Raw genomic sequence first — 16,964 nt, 5'->3', positions numbered from 1 at the left:
AGAGCCGCTCGCAGGCGTAGGTGTAGCCGATCGCCAGGGCGAACAAGCCGGCGGCCAGCGCCAGCATCAGGATGTCCAGCATGGTGTGCTCCTCATGCGCGCGAAAGACGCGCAACGCTTGGAGCGGCCGGGAGCGCCGGTGCGGCCACGGTCCGTTCCATGGCGGACAGATGGCATCCGGCCTCATAGGTTTTCGAGACAGCACTGCCGACAGAGTTATAGGAAACTCATAAAGACCGCGGCGTTCTCGCGCCCCCCGGCAGAACCGCGCGGCCGCAGCCGCATATGAACCGGCCATGCCGCCGCGGCGTCTTTATGCGCCGGCTATTTCTTCCCGCCTTCGCCCCTCTCGCATTCCTACGCCGCCGTCGACCACATTGCCGATCAAGGCCCATCGGGCCATCGCTCACTGACGACGGGAGGCCGGCATGGCTGCCTTGACGACACGACCGGATGTGCCCGAGCGGGTACAACTCGCGCAGACCACGACGGCGATGCTGACGGCCCTGCTTGGCGAAGACGAGGGCGTCTCACCGTTGTCGGCGCGAGGGCGACGCCGGCTGCGGATCGCACGATTGCTGGAGACCGACGCGCGGATCGATGCCGCGCTGGAGCTGGCCGCGCTGCAATTGCCACGATGGCAGCTCCGGCGCATCGCCTATGATGACGGCGAATGGCACTGCGCATTGTCGCAACAGCGCGAATTGCCGGACTGGCTCGATCATTGCGTCGAAGCCCGCCACGCCGATCTCGCCCTCGCCATTCTCCACGCAGCGGCCGAGGCCCGCCGTCTCGAGCCCGGCGTCTCGCAGACTGACGCAAGGCGCGGCGTCCAGGCCGAACCCGGGCTTGCCGACCTGCTCTGCTGCGACAACTTCTGAGCCGGTATTACCTGCGCGATGCTCATCCCCACCGACAGGCCCGCTGAGCTTCCGGCGGCCAGGGTCCTGCTGCGATTTGTGCTGCGACTAGCAATCCTCATCCTGTTCGCCACGTTCGGCCGCATCGGCTTCGGTCGCAGCCTCGCCGCCCTGCTCTGGATGACCATGATCCTATGTGCCATGCTTGCGGTGCTGCGCCGCGAGGGCGTGTTCGCCGCAGGCCTGAACCATTGGGACGAGATGATCGGCTACACCGCGCTCTTTTGCGCGGCGATGGCGCTGATTCAGTCGTCCGGAAACCAAGCCCCTGCGCCGCAAAAAAAGGGGCGGCCGATCCGGCCGCCCCGCTTGTCTCATCGTCGATCGGTCAGAAGATCTTGACCGCGCTTTCCAACGTCTTCCAGACACCCCATGCCAGCGGCACGCCGACGAAGGCCCAGAACAGGGCGGCCTTGACGTCGAGACCGCCCTTGCCGATGCCGAACGACCCGTGCTGGATCGCCGACTCGTTCTTGGCGAGCTCCGCCTGGTACTTCGCGACTTCGTCCGCGCTCATGTTCCACTTGTCATCGACGGGCTTGATCAAGAAGTTGCAGATCAGGCCGGCGAGCAGCATGGCGCAGAGAATATACATCGTCGTGTTGTACAGCTGGTCGCGCGGCACGCCGGCGGCAAGCTGGAACTCGCGGATGTAGTTGACGACCACCGGACCGATGATGCCGGCCGTCGCCCAGGCCGTCAGCAGACGGCCGTGGATGGCGCCCACGAACTGGGTGCCGAACAGGTCGGCCAGATAGGCAGGCACCGTCGCGAAGCCGCCGCCATACATCGAGAGGATGATGGCGAAGGCCGCCACGAACAACAGCTTCGAACCCATCGCTGCGAAGGTCGGCGCCAGCGCATAGAGCACGATGCCGATCAGGAAGAAGCAGTAATAGGTGTTCTTGCGGCCGATGTGGTCCGACAGCGACGCCCAGAAGAAGCGGCCGCCGATGTTGAACAACGACAACAGGCCGGCAAAGCCTGCCGCGATGCCCGCGATCGCGGCCTTCTGGCCGGCGTCGAGCTGGTTGAAGCTGACGTCGGGCAAACCGATCAGCTTGCCGGCGAAGATCTCCTGCAGCATCGGCGAGGCCATGCCGATCACGCCGATACCGGCCGACACGTTCAAGCAGAGCACCCACCAGACCAGCCAGAACTGCGGAGTCTTGTGCGCGTTGTCGAGGTGCACATGGTGCTCCGAGATCATTGCCTTCTTGACCGCAGGCGGCGTCCAGCCTTCGGGCTGCCAGCCCACCGGAGCGACGCGATAGGCAAAGGCACCGATCATCATGAAGACGAAGTAGATCACGCCCATCGTGACGAAAGTCTCCCAGACACCCACCGAGGTCGGGGTCTTGAAGTAGTTCATCAGCAGGTTGGCGAGCGGAGCACCGATCATCGCGCCGCCGCCGAAGCCCATGATGGCCATGCCGGTCGCCATGCCGCGCCGGTCCGGGAACCATTTCACCAGGGTCGACACCGGCGAGATGTAGCCGAGGCCGAGGCCGATGCCGCCGATGACGCCGGCACCGAGCCACATCATCCAGAGCTGGTGAACATAGATGCCGAGCGCCGCGATCAAGAGGCCACCGCCCCAGCAGCAGGCTGCGACGGCACCCGCCTTGCGCGGTCCGGCCCGCTCGAGCCAGCCGCCCCAGACGGCAGCGGAGCCGCCCAGCAGCACGAAGAACAGGGTGTACATCCAGCCGAGGCTCGCGACCTTCCAGTCGCAGCTCGTCGTGAACAGCTCCTGCACCAGGGTCATGTCCGGGCAGGCCTGGGTCTTGGTCACGCCGATCGCGCGCGACAACGGCAGCCAGAACACCGAGAAGCCATAGGCCATGCCGATGCAGAGATGGATGCACAGCGCAGCCGGAGGAACCAGCCAGCGGTTGAACCCCGCCTTGGCGACCGTGTGCTCACGATCGAAGATCCCCGCCTGCGCGCCCGGGAGCGTGCCCGCGCTTTCAATGGTAGCCATGCATCCCTCCCCTACGGACTCTCGTCCAACGCAACAACGTCATGTTCTGTCCCCTTGATCAGAATCAATACGCCCACTCACCCCGCCCGCTATCGCGTACCAGAGCAGTCTTGCAACGCACAAACGCTCATCACTGCCTCGATGCGCATAACACCCCACCCGAGACGTTATGCCCTCACCATTCTTGTGCCGCTGGTCTGCCTGGCCCGCTCCCCAGCGGGCATGACTCGTCTCCCGCAACCTCCGCGGAAAGCGCCCCAATTGGTGCAGAACCGAGGCAAATTGTCGATAGTAAAATGGTAATAATCGGTCAATCTTGGTGGATTGATCGCACTGCAGCGCGAATGTGTTGCTAACACACACACAAATTCACGTGCAACCAACGCGACCGCCACTCACGGCTGTAGTCATGTTGCTCTCGATTACTTTCTCGACGCGTCACGACCATCCCTGATGAAATCAACTAATGAGATGTACCGACCGTCAGCGACGGACACGCTCATAGCCGCATGCGCGCGCTCGCGGAAACGTGAAGAAGGAACAACTTGTCCTTGCCTTGCAACAGCGTCGCAAGCCTGGACTGAGAACGCGGCATTGTTGTGAGCTCGGGTTGGCGCCGCTGCGACGATAGGAAGCAGCGCAATCTCTTGACAGTCCGACCAAGACCGCGCGCGAACTACGTAGTTCGAGCAGCCCGCAGCAGAGGATGTTCACCGCCGCACGGATCCGGCCGGTTCCGCGGCCTTCTCGATCCGAAACAGGATGCCGTGCTCGGTGCGATCGACGCTCTCGACCCGATCTCCGGTCTCCCGCACCAGATTCGGGATGTCGATCACGGCAAGCGGGTCGGTACAGCACACTTCGAGCCGCTCTCCCGCCTTGAGCGTCTGCAGCGCCTTCCGGGTCTTCAGCACCGGCAATGGGCACTTCAGGCCCGTCAGATCCAGCCTCGTCATCATCATGCGCGCGACCATGGAGAAGCGGTTCCGGGACGTCAACCGGGGCGGCAGCCTCCTATGGAACTCGGAACTGGGTTCCTGGGATGCCAGAAGATACAGGTGCGAGCTCGCGCGAGCTCCATCACGGAACACCAGGTTTGTCGCACAGCGCGAGAACGTCCGCCCGCGGCGTCGCCAGATGTAGGACGAGCGCCGCGATCGCCGGAATGTCGTCGAGATGAACGCGCGGCAACGCCGTCTCGACATCGCCGTCGCTGGCGAGCCCGACAATGCCTGGATCGTCGGGAAACAGCAGCGGCTTGCCATTGGCCGTGCGATGCACCTCGATGCGCCGATGCGGCCCGGCCTTGTACCCTTCGATGACGACCAGATCGACGGGAGACAACTTCGCCAGAAGCTCCGCGAGTGCGGGCTCCCTTGCGCCGCGCAGCTCGTGCATCAGCGCCCAGCGCGTGCCCGACGCGACGAGGACCTCCTCGGCCCCGGCCTCGCGATGCCGCCACGAATCCTTACCCGGGACGTCGACGTCGAACTTGTGATGGGCGTGCTTGATCACCGAGACGCGCAGTCCCTGCCCCCTGAGATGAGGAATCAGCCGCGTCAGCAGCGTGGTCTTGCCGGCGCCGCTCCAGCCGGCGAGGCCGATGACTTTCATCGCGGTCTCCAGAAAGGCCCCGGCGTTTTTCGCACAGCCAGGAGCGCGGGATCGATCGATGGCCCGAAGGCCCCGTGGAACGCCACGTCCACTCTTGGCGATGTCATGCCAGCAGCCCCATGGACCAGGCAAGGGCCCGTGGGGAGGGCCATGCCGGCATGGCCGCCGGGCAGGCGTAAATGGTGGATCGCGCGCGGCGCAACACTGACGCCCTGGCAGCAGTCGTGGTAACGAACCCGCGATGACAGCCATGACCTCGACTTCGATCCCCGGCGTGCTGCTCGCCGGCGGTCGCGCGCAGCGGATGGGCGGCGGCGACAAGCCGTTGCGCATGGTCGACGGCCGCACCATCCTCGAGCGCGTGATCGCGCGGCTGGCGCCGCAGTGCAGCCGGCTGATCCTCAACGCCAATGGCGACCCCGCGCGGTTCGCAGGCAACGGTCTGTCCGTCGTTCCGGATGGCGTCGCAGGCTTCCCGGGCCCGCTCGCCGGCATTCTCGCCGGCCTCGACTGGGTTGCGGCGCACATGCCAGAGGCCCGGTGGATGCTGAGCGCCGCCGGCGACTGCCCATTCCTGCCGCGTGATCTCGTCGCGCGACTGGCAACAGCGCGGGCGGCCGAGCTGGCCAAGCTGGCGTTGGCGGCGTCCGGCGGACAGATCCACCCGGTGATCGGACTGTGGCCGGTCGGGCTGCGCGAGGATCTCCGGCACGCCCTGGTCGCGGAGGACATCCGGAAGGTCACCCGCTTCACGGCGCGCTACAAGGTCGCGACCGTGAGCTGGCCGACGGTGCCGCTGGATCCGTTCTTCAATGCCAATACCGCAGTCGACCTCGCCGAGGCGGAGCGGCTCGCAGCTCTCGAGGATTGAGGCCGCCTGATGGACGCGACAACCATCGTTCGCCGCGCCGTGCTTGCCGTTGCCGCGCTCAATCTCGGATATTTCGGCATCGAGTTCGCCGTGGCGCTGGCGATCGGCTCGGTGTCGCTGTTCGCCGACAGCGTCGACTTTCTGGAGGACGCCTCGGTCAACATCCTGATTGCGCTGGCGCTGCGCTGGAGCGCCCCGCGGCGGGCGCTGCTCGGCAAGGTGCTGGCGCTGATCCTGCTGGCGCCGGCGGTCGCCGGACTGTGGACCGCCGGCGAGAAGTTCTTCACGCCGATCGTACCCGCACCGCTGCCGCTCACCGTGACCGGCCTCGGCGCGCTGATCGTCAATCTCGGCTGCGCGTTGATCCTGGCGCGGGTCAGGGACCACCAGGGCAGCCTCACCCGCGCCGCCTTCCTGTCCGCACGCAACGACGCCTTCGCCAACATCGCGATCATCGCGGTCGGTCTCGTGACCGCCTTTGTGTGGCCCTCGATCTGGCCCGACCTGATCGTGGGGGTCGGTATCGCGCTCATGAATGCGGACGCCGCGCGCGAGGTGTGGGAGGCTGCGCACGAAGAGCAAAAGACCGCCAAGGCCTGAACGGCCGAGAATCCTGCGCGCGCGCGACGACCTCACTGCTTGCGGCATTGCAGCGCACGGGATCGCTCCACCGCTCCGCCGTCCGGCATGATTGACGGCCGCCCTGGATTGATTGCAGATAGGCGGACCGGCCGGCAGAGCCGGAACAAACAACGGCGTCACGCCGCTACCGGTGGAGGACTGATTGCAACTCAGCTGTTTGAAGCGGGCGGCGTGGGCCGCAGCCGCGCTGCTGGTCACGACCGCCGCGCAGGCCGAGATCTCCGACAACGTCGTCAAGATCGGCGTGCTCAGCGACATGAACGGCCCGGCCTCGACGCCGACCGGACAAGGCTCCGTCACCGCGGCGCAGATGGCGGTCGATGATTTCGGCGGCAAGGTGCTGGACAAGCCGATCAGCGTCATCGTCGGCGATCATCAGCTCAAGCCCGACATCGGTGCCGCGATCGCGCGCCGCTGGTACGACACCGAGCAGGTCGATCTCATCGTCGACGTGCCGGTCTCCGCGGTGGGCCTCGCCGTGCAGACCATCGCCACCGAGAAGAAGAAGCTGTTCATCACCCAGTCGACCGGTGCCGCCGATTTTCACGGCAAGTTCTGCTCGCCCTACGCGATGCAATGGGTGTTCGACACCCGCGCACTCGCCACCGGCACGGCGAAGGAGGTCGTCAAGCGCGGCGGCGACAGCTGGTTCTTCATCACCGACGACTACGCCTTCGGCCATTCGCTGGAGCGCGACGCCTCCAGCGTCGTCACCGCCAATGGCGGCAAGGTCGTGGGCGCGGTGCGGCCGCCATTCGCGACGCCCGATCTGTCGTCCTTCATCCTGCAGGCGCAGGCCTCCAAGGCCAAGATCATCGGCATCGCCGCCGGCCCGCCCAACAACATGAACGAGATCAAGACCGCATCCGAGTTCGGCCTGCTCAAGGGAGGCCAGCAGATGGCGGCGCTGCTCGCGCTGGTCACCGACATCCATTCGCTCGGCCTGCCGGCGGCGCAGGGGCTCCTGCTCACCACCTCGTTCTACTGGGACATGGACGACAAGACGCGCGAATGGTCGAAGCGCTATTTCGCCAAGATGAACCGGATGCCGACGATGTGGCAGGCCGGCGTCTATTCCGCCGTCATGCACTATCTCAACGCCATCAAGGCGGCGGGCAGCGACGATCCGCTCGCGGTCGCCGCGAAGATGCGGGACACGCCGGTCGAGGACTTCTTCGCCCGCAACGGCAAGCTGCGAGCCGACAATCTCATGGTGCATGATCTCGTGCTGGCGCAGGTGAAATCGCCGGAGGAGAGCAAATATCCCTGGGACTACTACAAGATCCTCGCGACCATCAAAGGCGATGACGCGTTCGGCCCGCCGGATCCGGCGTGCCCGCTGATCAAGAAGTGACCGCGCACTGAACGATCGGCGGCCGGGGCGACCGGGCCGCCGCATGCGAGCTGAACGACAACAATCAATGGGGGAAGACGAGCATGAGGCTGGCGCGCGCGCTGCTGTTCGGGTTGATCGTCGCGGCGGGACTCGCCGCCAAACCGGGACCGGCGCTCGCCGCCTATCCGGACCGTCCCATCCGCTGGCTGATCGGCTTTGCCCCCGGCGGGCCCGTCGACATCGTCGCCCGCATCATGGCGCAGTGGCTGTCCGACCACCTGGGCCAGCAGGTCGTGGTCGAGAATCGCACCGGCTCGGGCGGCAACATCGCGGCCGCCGCCGCGATCAACTCGCCGCCCGACGGCTATACGCTGCTGTTCGTCGCGCCCAACAACGCGATCAGCACCTCGCTCTACAAGAAGCTGCCCTATGACTTCATCCGCGACACCGTGCCGGTCGCCAGCATCATGCAGCTCACCAACATGCTGGTGGTGAGCAACGACGTGCCGGCCAAGACCGTCAAGGAGTTCATCGACTACTGCAAGGCCAACCCGGGCAAGATCGCCTTCGCGTCCTCCGGCAACGGCACCTCGGTGCACATGGCGGCCGAGCTGTTCAAGGCGATGACCAAATGCGACATGCTGCACGTGCCCTATCGCGGCTCGGCGCTGGCCTTTCCCGACATCATCTCCAACAAGGTGCAGTTGATTTTCGACAACCTCCCGACGGCGCTGGAACAGTCGCGCGGCGGCAGCGTCCGCGCGCTCGGCGTCACATCGCCGCAGCGCTGGCCGACGGTGCCGGACGTGCCCGCGATCGCCGAGACCGTGCCGGGCTACGAATCGGTCGGCTTCTACGGCATCTCGGCGCCCAAGGGCACGCCGCCCGACATCGTCGAGATCCTCAACAAGGCGGTCGACGAGGCGCTGAAGGACCCCAAGCTGGTGGCGCGACTCACCGAGACCGGCGGCATCCCGCGCGCGATGACACCGGCGGAGTTCGGCAAGCTGGTCGTCGACGAGACCGAGAAGTGGCGCAAGGTGGTGGAATTCGCCGGGGTTTCGGTGGACTAGCGTCGCGGCGCGCCTGGACGGTCCGGCGGCGACGGAAGCGCGCCAAAACAATCGGGCAGCGGCATTGCCGGATGGCTGGCCAGGCTGTAAACGGAGCCCGAGCCGTCGTTGGGGTTCCGACGCCGCGCCGGACAGGCCCGCTCCTGCCCGCCGCCGGCAAGACCTCAGCGTCGCGGGGCCTGTAGCTCAATGGTTAGAGCCGACCGCTCATAACGGTCTGGTTGCAGGTTCGAGTCCTGCCGGGCCCACCAGCAAACTCAGTAACTTACCTGCTCTTATTTTCTCGCGGCGGGCTCACCGCACCAGAAACCGCACCAGATACGTCCACTATTCGTTCGTTTGGAAGCCGCAGGGCTCAGCGTCCACTGGCTCACGCCATCGTCGGGTAGCCTCGGCGATGTAAGAGAAACTCCTGGCCGCAGAGACGCCGCCTTGCCCGACGACAGCATCGTCTCACGCAGCGAGCAGGTGAGCTTTGATTAAGCAAGCCAGGCCACCAGGCCGCATGACCCAGCACGACACGAGGATATCGAGGCGATGTCTACGGTTCGCTTCGCTCAAGATCGCGAGGCGTTCATTCCGATTTGACCCGTCGCAACGCAATGACCGTACCCGATGTCGTCGCCGTTTGCTTGGGAACGGAATCACGCTTCGCGATCTTCTCGACGGCATCGGACAGATAGTCCGGATGATGGTGACCATAGGTATTCAGCAGGACCTCGAGCGACATGCCGAGATAGCCCGCGGCCTGCCAGGGGTCCGCGCCGCGCTGCATCAGCCACGTTGCTGCCGTGTGCCTGAGTGTATGGGGCGATACTCCAGGACCGAGCTCGGCGAGCTTTACAGCGTTCTTGAAGGCGGTTTTGACCGAAGCCACCGGCTTGCCATTGAACTCGACGAAATGCTTGGCCTCCGGATTGATCCGGTGCCAGCGTCGCAAGTGAGCGAGCAGGCGGGAAGGGATCGGAACCGTCGGCTGCCGCTTGTTCGTCTTCGCTACGCCCTGCTTCTGCCGATAGTACCGCCCCCGCTCAAGGTCCACATAAGAGCGCCCTACCGCCGGTATTGGGGACGCTGACGCGATGGCTCCTGCGCGGGTCCCGCTATAGATCCCAATCAGAATGAAGCGAGACAGATGTCTCAGCGGACGTTTCGCCGTTTTGATCTTGATGTCGTCCTCGGGGCGGCGCGATGCCTTCTGCCTTTCGCGATAACGCCAGCACGTCCAGATTAGCTTGGCAGCCTCGCCACGAGTGAGCCACCTGTCCCGGGGCTGCCCCTTCTCCGGCAATGAGACCTTGACAATCTCGCGATGAAATCCCTCGGCAGCATGATGGCCAATGGCGGCGCGCAGATCCTCCAGATCTCGCCGGGCGCCGCCCCGATTGCAGCGCTGCTTCCTATACGCGCGACACTCTTCGCCGTTGACCTCGCCGAGCGTCTTAGCGCCCCACCAGTCGTTCAATCGTTCAATCCGCTTCTTGAACTTCCTGATCGCCGGCACCGTGTCCTCAGCCTGACCGTCCACCGCGAAGCGGTCCCGCAATTTTTGGAGCTGAGCATCGATATAAACCGAGAGGACATCTGCGATCGGGATGTCGTCGATATGCCTCACGCGCCGCTTCGGCGTATATTTGGACGCTATGTATTCTTTGAGCTTCTTCTCGGCTGCTGCAACCTCATCCGCAGCGCAGCCTGTGCTGACATCCCGACCGTTGTCTCTGATGATCCAGGTCGCTCGGTGGGTGATCCTCCCGCGCTTGTCCCGACGGGCGGCCTTGAGCTGGAGTCGAGCTCCCTTGCTTCGTCGCGGCATAGCTCTCGCATCCGTTCAATGTGAGCCAGCGTCGTAAATTCCTTGCCGGCAATTCTCTCGATGATCAGCCGATTACGGTCGCGCTCCCGTCGCAGACCTGCAACTGTCATTCCTCCCAGAGGAAACGCGATCTTCACGGCATCGGCAAGGCGAAGGGGCGTGTCAGGCGCAATTTTCGGTTGCGGACGATCTGCCATCAGGATTCTTCAGAGCGAGAACGCGAGCTAGCACCAAACTAGCTGGAGCCGGACGCTGAAGAAATTGATAAGCCAAGGCTGGCGTGCAACTAAGTGTGCACGCGCGCAATCGGATAGCGCAGCGAAAACAAAAGACCTGCGCTTCAGCCGCGCCCTGCTGCAAATTAGAAATTCGCGGCGGCGCCACCCCCGTTCCTCAGGGCCAGCAGGCGCTGCCACTTGTCGAATTGCCGCGGGATTGCGGCCTGCTGAGTTACCGCAACAGCGTGGCACCGCCCCACGCTCGTCCCGTCAGCCTCGTTTGCTCTCGTGAAACAGTTCAGCCAGCGTCGCATCTAACGCGATGGCCACTCGGCTTAACGTATCGAGCCGAACATCGAGCTTACCCGCCTCCAGCTCGCTGATCAGCGCCTGCCGGAGACCAGCCGCATTAGCCAGTTCCTCCTGAGTCAAGCCCTTATCTAGCCGAAAACGCCGCAAATTGCGCGCCAGTATCTGCCGCGCGGCATGAATGTCCCGCCGAACCATGAGGGCAAGAGACACATTGGAAGCTCTTGCCATCTATACGTAATAACGTATATTCCGATCGATATCCTCAGAGCGGAAGACCTCTCGGGTGAGCGGATGCAGACTTTCAAGTGTGCAACGCCGCGGCCGAAGCTGATTGTGAGCGAGAAGTGCGATGCCAAGCAGTCCTTCTGAGCGGACAATTGCGGTGACAGCGATCGAGCACAACAACAAGGAGGCCGAGGGCCAGCACAACGCGTCTGCAACAGCGTCAATACCAGCGTGAGCGAATATTAGCCACCATCGAAACACCAGGGACCAAGCCGGTGGCGGCTTTGAGGCTGTGTGCTGCGCAAACGGTTCTGTCGGAGCTCAAATGGACACGCGAATCTCGTTCAATAGTCTCGACTCTGTGACGTCGTCGGACCCAGACGCCAGTCTCTCGGCTCTCGAGGAACAGTTTGTTGCGCTGGCGACAGAACTCGATCGTGACGCTCCCGACCTATCTAAGCGAGCTGACGAGTACGTTACGGCATATGACGAGGCGCTGCTGGCCCGTCTTGATCCCATCGAACGGGCGATCATGGAAACTCCTGCTCACACGGTGAAAGGCCTGAGCATAAAGGCCCGTCATTTAGCCTACGTCCTGTCGGAGTATTGGGAAGCTCCGATCGATCAAATCGAGTGGCAAGGGCGAGCGGTACGTCTACTCGTTGAGGCGATCTGTAAGATTGCGCACGCGCCTGTGCACATTCGTCAGCCGAATTCCAGCGAATAGCGCCGCTCTGTCCTGGCCTTCGGGCAACGGAGGCGTGGCGAATATCTGCAAGGCGACTGGTTGTGAATGAGCGTAGCGCCGCAGCTAAATAACTGACAGAACGAGAATTTTGGAAGATCCCCCATCAACGGGGGACGGAGAGTGGGGACGGTAGCGCGCGACAAATCGTGATCATCACGCCTGATCATGCCCAGTCGCCGGCGACCGTCCTGGCGCACGGCAGGACACCGTGTTTCTCTTGTCCCACGCGTCGAGTTCACCAATCGGATATAGGACCGCTTTCCCGATTTTGACGAAGGCCGGCCCAACGCGCATTGCTCGCCAGTTCCGGAGTGTTCCGACGCTCACTGCGCCACGGTAGCGATCCGAGACTTCCTCCGGTGTCAGGTATTTTCGATCCTCCATTGCATCACTCCCGATCACGCGACCATGAATGCAGTATTTTCCGGTCCCAGCGGCGCTCGATAGCCAGACGTACTCGTGGATAGTGAAAGAGAAAGCGAACGGCGGTACAAAGGCGTATCGTCCACTTCGATCTAGCGTCGCGATGTCCGGTGTGCTCAAGAAACCGCATCTCATTTCGATGAGTGATATCGTCAGCTTCAGGCCAGAAGCACACCTCAGCGATCGATTGACGGGTCGTAAAGCTGCGCTCTCACTCCGGCAGGCCCGCCAGCCGCAGCCCCTTCTTGAACGTAGCCCGATGCTCAGGCCGCTGGATCGGTATCCAATTCTCCAGATTGGACATCCGAAACGCGGGATGCAGCTTGAGCAAATGCGCGGCTGCGTCTTTCGCCTGCTCCATCCGCCCGGCAAGCGCGTGCGACGCGATGATGATCAGCACGACGAACCCTGAACTCGGCAATTGCCGGAACGATCGTTCGGCCCAGGACAGAGCCAGCTCGAAGCGCTCCGCGAACAAATGCGCCATCGCCATCCCGGCCTGCATCCGGAACATCTCTGGATCGAGCGGGCTGAATCGCATCGCACGTGTGAAGAAATCGATAGCGCTCTCGGGATCACCGCGCAAAACCCGCAGGAAGCCGCCCAAGAACCAGGCCGCCGCCAGATTGGGGTTGAGCAGCAGCGCCCTGTCGAGCAATGCAACCGCGCCCTCCAGATCACCGTCCAGATGGGCCAGTGTATGCCCCGCGCGGGTCAGCGCGACGGCGTCATCCCTGCCCAATTCGATCGCCGAACGAGCCAGCCGGATCCCTTCGGCGAACTCCAGGGACTGATCGGTCATCCAGCCGTTGATCTTTCGCAGGCAATAGCACCACGCCGCCATCGCATGGGCCGAGGCAAAACTGGGATCGAGCGAAAGCGCTTTCTGAAACAGAAGCGAAGCCTCGTCGATCGCGTCGCGCGTCCCGCGGTGCAAATGCGGCATCGCGCGCAAATAGTGATCATACGCGCTCAGATTCCCCGTCGGCTTTCGCCGGGCGCGGTCGATTTCCGCGCGCTCGAGTTGTGAGGCGATCACGCCGACGATGCTGGTTGCGATCTGGTCCTGAAGCTCGAAAAGGTCGTCGATCGTCTCTTCAAACCTATCCGCCCACAGATGAGTGCCGGTGGTCGCGTCCACGAGTTGCCCGGTGATGCGTACCCGGTTCGCGGACTGCCGCACACTGCCTTCGACGACGTAGCGCACGCCGAGCTCGCGGCCGACCTGCTGCTCATTCACGGTGCGTCCCTTGTAGGTGAAGCTCGAATTGCGGGCGATCACGAACAGCCAGCCGATCCGCGACAACGCAGTGATGATGTCTTCGACGACGCCGTCCGCAAAATAGTCCTGCCCGGGATCGCCGCTGAGGTTACGAAACGGCAGCACCGCGACGGAGGGAGCATCCGGGAGTGACAGCGTCGGCCGCTGGTCGCCCGCCGAAGAATGCGATCGGGCGTCTACGGCGGTGGCGGACACCTCGTCCTGCCGGACCTGCCCGATGAAGCGCATTCCCTTGCGCGAAATCGTCCGGATCAGGCGCTGCTCCTTGCCGCTATCTCCGACTGCCCGGCGCACGGCGTTGACGTGACTCGTCAATGTCGATTCGGAGACGATGCGACCCTGCCAGACGGCGGTCAGCAGATCGTCCCGTGTCACCACCTGATCCCTGTTGCGGACCAGGTAGAGCAGAAGGTCGAAAACTTTCGGCCCGACCGCGACGAGCTGCGAGCCACGGGTCAGCTCGCGCCGCTCCGCATCCAGGCAAAAATCTTCGAACAGGAAACGCAAAGCCGCTCCGCTTGGACGACAATCCAATGAGAATTGAAGGCCGATTCAGCCCGTCCGCAAGGCGTTCCTGCCCGCATCAGCTCATCCTCGCCGTCGCAATAAGGCCGTCTCCGGCTGGAAAAGTCGAGGAAAATCAGCATGAAGATCGTTGTCGTCGGGGGCACAGGCCGGATCGGGACCAAGCTTGCCGGCTTGCTGCGCCGCAAGGGGTACGATGTCGTTCAGGCCTCCCCCCGCACGGGTGTCGACGCCGTCACCGGTGACGGGCTCGACTTCGCGCTGTCGGGCGCGGACGTTGTCGTCGATGTCGCCAATTCACCGTCGTTCGAGGACGGCGCGGTTCTGGAATTCTTCACGAGGTCCACCCGCAATGTCCTTGCGGCCGAAATCGCCGCGCGCTTACAGCACCACGTCGCACTGTCCATCGTCGGGACCGATCGCCTTCCGGATTGCGGTTACTTCCGCGGCAAGCTCGCCCAAGAGCGTCTGATCCGGAATTCGGGGCGTCGTTACAGCATCCTCCGCGCCACACAGTTTTACGAATTTGCCGACGATATCGTCGCGACCTCCACGCATGGACAAGTCGCCCGGCTGTCGCCGGCGCTGTTTCAGCCGGTCGCCGCGGACGATGTCGCTGCCGCGCTGGCCGCCGTGACGCTGGCCCCGCCGATCGACGGCATCATCGAACTGGCCGGCCCGGAGCAGCTCAGCCTCGACGACTTCGGCCGCAGATACCTCGCCGCGATCAACGACCCGCGCAAGGTCGTCGCCGATATCCACGCCCGCTATTTCGGCGCGGAGCTGGACGACCGATCGCTCACGCCGGGCGACCATCCGCGCCTCGGCGTCATCCGCTTCGCCGATTGGCTTTCCTCCCTTCGCCAGTAACGCAGCGCGGCCGGCGGTGCTCTCCGGCAACCGCCACGCCGTCCTCGTGCGAGATGAACATGACCAAGGCAGTTCCACACGATCTTGAGGGAGAGGAGACGGCGGCAGCGCCCGAACCGCGCGAAGCCGTTCGCCCGTCGGCCAACCGCCCTCTCGCGGACGCCGAGATGGCCCGCGTGCTCGGCACCGAGCCATTTCGCATGGCACTGGACGCGACCGGCGGCGGGGTGACGCACTGGAAGCACGACCCGCTCCACGACGTCGTCGAGCCGATGACCCACCACGTCATCATGGCCTACAACGGCGTGGTTCAGCGCATGGAGCGGCGGTCGGGACGTTTCGTCTCGGCGGGCACGTTTCGTCCCGGCGTCGTGATCATCATTCCCGAGGGCGCGAGCTCGCGATGGGACATCCCGAAGCCGGTCGATGTCGTGCAGCTCTATCTTCCGCACAGCACGCTGGTTCGTGTGGCCGACGAAGCCGAAACCAACAGGCCGGCCGATCTCCTGGAACGGACCGCGCATCCCGACCCGATCACGTCCCGCCTGCTGCTGAGCGCGGCGGACGTCCTGGAAGGCAGCGAGGCCCTGGATTCGCTGTTCAGACAGCAACTCACCGACCTCCTCGCCACGCGTCTGCTGGCCGCGCACACCGGCGCGCCGACCGCGGTCCAGCCCATCGTCGGCGGTCTGGCGCCGAGAGTGCTGATGCGCGCCATCGAGCGGCTTCGCTCCGAGAGCGACGCGGACGTCTCGCTTGCGGCGCTCGCCGCGGACGCCGGCCTGTCGCGCTTCCATTTCTGCCGCGCCTTCAAGGAAAGCACCGGGCTCTCGCCGCACGCCTGGCTCCGCCAGCGCCGGCTCGAGCAGGCGATGCAGATGCTGCGCGACCCGGACGTGTCCGTCGTCACGGTCGCGGCCGCGCTCGGCTACGCCTCGCAGACCGCGTTTGCTGCTGCATTCAAGCGGCTGACCGGGGACACCCCTACCGATTGGCGCCGGCGGGCGCGTTAGCAGCAATTGCTCTTTAGTCGCCGCAACCGCGCTGGGGCACCAGCACACAGGGTTCGTTAGATCATCATCGTGTCCAAGCCCACCAATCGGAGATGACCAATGCCCTTGAACAAGCCGCTCAATCGGATTGTGAACACCACGCGCCGGAAGATCCTCGCGACCTCGGTGATGTCTGCGGTCTCGCTCAGCGTCCGTTCCACGACCGCGATCGGCGAGGAGTCAAGAAGCTCGACCTTCGCCGCGCAAGCGGTGGATCCGACGGCGTTCGTAACGACCAAAGACGGCGTGAAGATCTTCTACAAGGACTGGGGGCCGAAATCGGGTCAGCCGATCGTCTTCCATCACGGCTGGCCGCTCTCGTCCGACGACTGGGACACTCAGATACTGCATTTCGTCGGCAAGGGGTTTCGCGTGATCGCCCATGACCGCCGCGGTCACGGCCGTTCGAGCCAAGTCGGCGAAGGCCACGACATGGATCACTACGCGGCCGATGCTGCCGCGGTCGTCGACCATCTGGACCTGCGAAATGCGGTCCATGTCGGACATTCCACCGGCGGCGGCGAAGCCGCGCGCTACGTCGCGCGTCACGGCCGCGGCCGTGTCGCGAAGCTCGTGCTGATCAGCGCCGTGCCGCCGCTGATGGTCAAGACGGAGAACAATCCCGGCGGCTTGCCGATCGCCGTTCTCGACGATGTGCGCCGGCAGCTCGCCGCCGGCCGGGCGCAGTTCTATCTGGAATTCGCGAGCGGTCCGTTCTTTGGCTACAACCGCCCCGGTGCCACGGCGTCGCAGGCCGTGATCTGGAACTGGTGGCGTCAGGCCATGAGCGGCGGCGCCAAGGCGCATCTCGACGGCATCAAGGCGTTCTCCGAAACCGACTTCACCGAAGACCTCAAGGCCATCGCGGTGCCGACCCTCGTCCTGCACGGCAGCGACGACCAGATCGTGCCCGTCGCGGACTCGGCGCCGCTTTCGGCGAAATTGCTGAAGAACAGCTCGCTGAAAATCTACGACGGCCTGCCGCACGGCATCTGTACCACCCATGCAGCGATCGTGAATGCCGACCTGTCGGCCTTCATCGCCGGCTGATCC

Annotated in this window: 17 protein-coding genes and 1 tRNA gene; 11 read left to right on the top strand and 7 right to left on the bottom strand. The window is 64.2% G+C overall.

Going from position 1 to position 16,964, the window contains the following annotated elements:
* Nucleotides 1–428 precede the first annotated feature (428 nt).
* Together QX048_RS09905 and QX048_RS09900 are read left to right on the top strand one after the other, a co-directional pair.
* Complete coding sequence (locus QX048_RS09905; RefSeq protein WP_315828327.1) at nucleotides 429–881, top strand: hypothetical protein; 453 nt, start codon at nucleotides 429–431, stop codon at nucleotides 879–881.
* Nucleotides 882–899: 18 nt separating this feature from the next.
* Nucleotides 900–1,262 (top strand): hypothetical protein, encoded by a 363-nt coding sequence (locus QX048_RS09900; protein ID WP_315828328.1) that lies wholly within the window; start codon nucleotides 900–902, stop codon nucleotides 1,260–1,262.
* On the opposite strand, the gene QX048_RS09895 is transcribed toward QX048_RS09900, so the two are convergent.
* The 3 genes from QX048_RS09895 to mobB all read right to left on the bottom strand — a co-directional run bounded on the left by QX048_RS09895 (nucleotide 1,249) and on the right by mobB (nucleotide 4,518).
* Nucleotides 1,249–2,904, bottom strand: a complete 1,656-nt coding sequence (locus QX048_RS09895) for an OFA family MFS transporter (RefSeq protein ID WP_315828329.1) — start codon at nucleotides 2,902–2,904, stop codon at nucleotides 1,249–1,251. The genes QX048_RS09900 and QX048_RS09895 overlap by 14 nt on opposite strands.
* Before the next feature lie 710 nt (nucleotides 2,905–3,614).
* A complete protein-coding gene (locus QX048_RS09890) occupies nucleotides 3,615–3,866 on the bottom strand; it encodes a sulfurtransferase TusA family protein (protein ID WP_315828338.1) in 252 nt (83 codons plus the stop codon).
* A gap of 118 nt (nucleotides 3,867–3,984) precedes the next feature.
* On the bottom strand, nucleotides 3,985–4,518 hold the full coding sequence (gene mobB / locus QX048_RS09885) for a molybdopterin-guanine dinucleotide biosynthesis protein B (RefSeq protein WP_315828330.1): 534 nt from the start codon (nucleotides 4,516–4,518) through the stop codon (nucleotides 3,985–3,987).
* A gap of 241 nt (nucleotides 4,519–4,759) precedes the next feature.
* On the opposite strand from mobB, the gene mobA reads away from it, so the two are divergent.
* The 5 genes from mobA (at nucleotide 4,760) to QX048_RS09860 (ending at nucleotide 8,691) form a co-directional block, all read left to right on the top strand.
* Nucleotides 4,760–5,389 (top strand): molybdenum cofactor guanylyltransferase MobA, encoded by a 630-nt coding sequence (gene mobA, locus QX048_RS09880; protein ID WP_315828331.1) that lies wholly within the window; start codon nucleotides 4,760–4,762, stop codon nucleotides 5,387–5,389.
* A 9-nt stretch (nucleotides 5,390–5,398) separates the two neighbouring features.
* Nucleotides 5,399–5,989 (top strand): cation transporter, encoded by a 591-nt coding sequence (locus QX048_RS09875; protein WP_315717976.1) that lies wholly within the window; start codon nucleotides 5,399–5,401, stop codon nucleotides 5,987–5,989.
* Nucleotides 5,990–6,173: 184 nt separating this feature from the next.
* Nucleotides 6,174–7,385, top strand: coding sequence for an ABC transporter substrate-binding protein (locus tag QX048_RS09870; RefSeq protein ID WP_315828332.1), 1,212 nt, complete (start codon nucleotides 6,174–6,176; stop codon nucleotides 7,383–7,385).
* A gap of 83 nt (nucleotides 7,386–7,468) precedes the next feature.
* Complete coding sequence (locus QX048_RS09865) at nucleotides 7,469–8,440, top strand: tripartite tricarboxylate transporter substrate binding protein (protein ID WP_315828333.1); 972 nt, start codon at nucleotides 7,469–7,471, stop codon at nucleotides 8,438–8,440.
* Between the two features lie 175 nt (nucleotides 8,441–8,615).
* Nucleotides 8,616–8,691, top strand: a tRNA-Ile gene (locus tag QX048_RS09860).
* A gap of 323 nt (nucleotides 8,692–9,014) precedes the next feature.
* Here QX048_RS09860 and QX048_RS09855 read toward each other — a convergent pair.
* Together QX048_RS09855 and QX048_RS09850 are read right to left on the bottom strand one after the other, a co-directional pair.
* Nucleotides 9,015–10,256: a site-specific integrase gene (locus QX048_RS09855; protein WP_315769434.1), complete on the bottom strand. Its 1,242-nt coding sequence runs from the start codon at nucleotides 10,254–10,256 to the stop codon at nucleotides 9,015–9,017.
* A gap of 488 nt (nucleotides 10,257–10,744) precedes the next feature.
* A complete protein-coding gene (locus QX048_RS09850; protein ID WP_316172489.1) occupies nucleotides 10,745–10,996 on the bottom strand; it encodes a helix-turn-helix transcriptional regulator in 252 nt (83 codons plus the stop codon).
* Between the two features lie 340 nt (nucleotides 10,997–11,336).
* On the opposite strand from QX048_RS09850, the gene QX048_RS09845 reads away from it, so the two are divergent.
* Complete coding sequence (locus tag QX048_RS09845) at nucleotides 11,337–11,738, top strand: hypothetical protein (protein WP_316172490.1); 402 nt, start codon at nucleotides 11,337–11,339, stop codon at nucleotides 11,736–11,738.
* Between the two features lie 174 nt (nucleotides 11,739–11,912).
* Here the strand turns inward: QX048_RS09845 and QX048_RS09840 are convergent, their stop codons facing one another.
* Together QX048_RS09840 and QX048_RS09835 are read right to left on the bottom strand one after the other, a co-directional pair.
* A complete protein-coding gene (locus QX048_RS09840) occupies nucleotides 11,913–12,143 on the bottom strand; it encodes a helix-turn-helix domain-containing protein (protein WP_316170950.1) in 231 nt (76 codons plus the stop codon).
* 250 nt (nucleotides 12,144–12,393) lie between these two features.
* Nucleotides 12,394–13,971, bottom strand: coding sequence for a winged helix-turn-helix domain-containing tetratricopeptide repeat protein (locus QX048_RS09835; protein ID WP_316164906.1), 1,578 nt, complete (start codon nucleotides 13,969–13,971; stop codon nucleotides 12,394–12,396).
* A 138-nt stretch (nucleotides 13,972–14,109) separates the two neighbouring features.
* On the opposite strand from QX048_RS09835, the gene QX048_RS09830 reads away from it, so the two are divergent.
* The 3 genes from QX048_RS09830 (at nucleotide 14,110) to QX048_RS09820 (ending at nucleotide 16,961) form a co-directional block, all read left to right on the top strand.
* Nucleotides 14,110–14,859: an SDR family oxidoreductase gene (locus tag QX048_RS09830; protein ID WP_316172491.1), complete on the top strand. Its 750-nt coding sequence runs from the start codon at nucleotides 14,110–14,112 to the stop codon at nucleotides 14,857–14,859.
* A 59-nt stretch (nucleotides 14,860–14,918) separates the two neighbouring features.
* Nucleotides 14,919–15,872 carry an AraC family transcriptional regulator gene (locus tag QX048_RS09825; RefSeq protein ID WP_316164908.1) on the top strand — a complete coding sequence of 318 codons (954 nt, stop codon included), beginning with the start codon at nucleotides 14,919–14,921 and terminating at the stop codon, nucleotides 15,870–15,872.
* A gap of 99 nt (nucleotides 15,873–15,971) precedes the next feature.
* Nucleotides 15,972–16,961 (top strand): alpha/beta hydrolase, encoded by a 990-nt coding sequence (locus QX048_RS09820; protein WP_315724106.1) that lies wholly within the window; start codon nucleotides 15,972–15,974, stop codon nucleotides 16,959–16,961.
* Nucleotides 16,962–16,964: the final 3 nt, after the last annotated feature.

Source organism: Bradyrhizobium sp. SZCCHNS30572, from assembly GCF_032484415.1.
GTDB lineage: Bacteria > Pseudomonadota > Alphaproteobacteria > Rhizobiales > Xanthobacteraceae > Bradyrhizobium.
The sequence above is the reverse complement of the archived record's forward strand: the minus strand, read 5'-3'. Positions and strand labels throughout refer to the sequence as shown.

What these genes read in the sequence shown, in the direction of transcription:
- mobA (WP_315828331.1), top strand. Translation starts at nt 4,760, where the DNA reads ATGACAGCCATGACCTCGACTTCGATCCCCGGCGTGCTGCTCGCCGGC.
- QX048_RS09895 (WP_315828329.1), bottom strand. Translation starts at nt 2,904, where the DNA reads ATGGCTACCATTGAAAGCGCGGGCACGCTCCCGGGCGCGCAGGCGGGG.
- QX048_RS09825 (WP_316164908.1), top strand. Translation starts at nt 14,919, where the DNA reads ATGACCAAGGCAGTTCCACACGATCTTGAGGGAGAGGAGACGGCGGCA.
- QX048_RS09890 (WP_315828338.1), bottom strand. Translation starts at nt 3,866, where the DNA reads ATGATGATGACGAGGCTGGATCTGACGGGCCTGAAGTGCCCATTGCCG.
- QX048_RS09865 (WP_315828333.1), top strand. Translation starts at nt 7,469, where the DNA reads ATGAGGCTGGCGCGCGCGCTGCTGTTCGGGTTGATCGTCGCGGCGGGA.
- QX048_RS09905 (WP_315828327.1), top strand. Translation starts at nt 429, where the DNA reads ATGGCTGCCTTGACGACACGACCGGATGTGCCCGAGCGGGTACAACTC.
- QX048_RS09875 (WP_315717976.1), top strand. Translation starts at nt 5,399, where the DNA reads ATGGACGCGACAACCATCGTTCGCCGCGCCGTGCTTGCCGTTGCCGCG.
- QX048_RS09900 (WP_315828328.1), top strand. Translation starts at nt 900, where the DNA reads ATGCTCATCCCCACCGACAGGCCCGCTGAGCTTCCGGCGGCCAGGGTC.
- QX048_RS09830 (WP_316172491.1), top strand. Translation starts at nt 14,110, where the DNA reads ATGAAGATCGTTGTCGTCGGGGGCACAGGCCGGATCGGGACCAAGCTT.
- QX048_RS09840 (WP_316170950.1), bottom strand. Translation starts at nt 12,143, where the DNA reads ATGGAGGATCGAAAATACCTGACACCGGAGGAAGTCTCGGATCGCTAC.
- mobB (WP_315828330.1), bottom strand. Translation starts at nt 4,518, where the DNA reads ATGAAAGTCATCGGCCTCGCCGGCTGGAGCGGCGCCGGCAAGACCACG.
- QX048_RS09855 (WP_315769434.1), bottom strand. Translation starts at nt 10,256, where the DNA reads ATGCCGCGACGAAGCAAGGGAGCTCGACTCCAGCTCAAGGCCGCCCGT.
- QX048_RS09845 (WP_316172490.1), top strand. Translation starts at nt 11,337, where the DNA reads ATGGACACGCGAATCTCGTTCAATAGTCTCGACTCTGTGACGTCGTCG.
- QX048_RS09820 (WP_315724106.1), top strand. Translation starts at nt 15,972, where the DNA reads ATGCCCTTGAACAAGCCGCTCAATCGGATTGTGAACACCACGCGCCGG.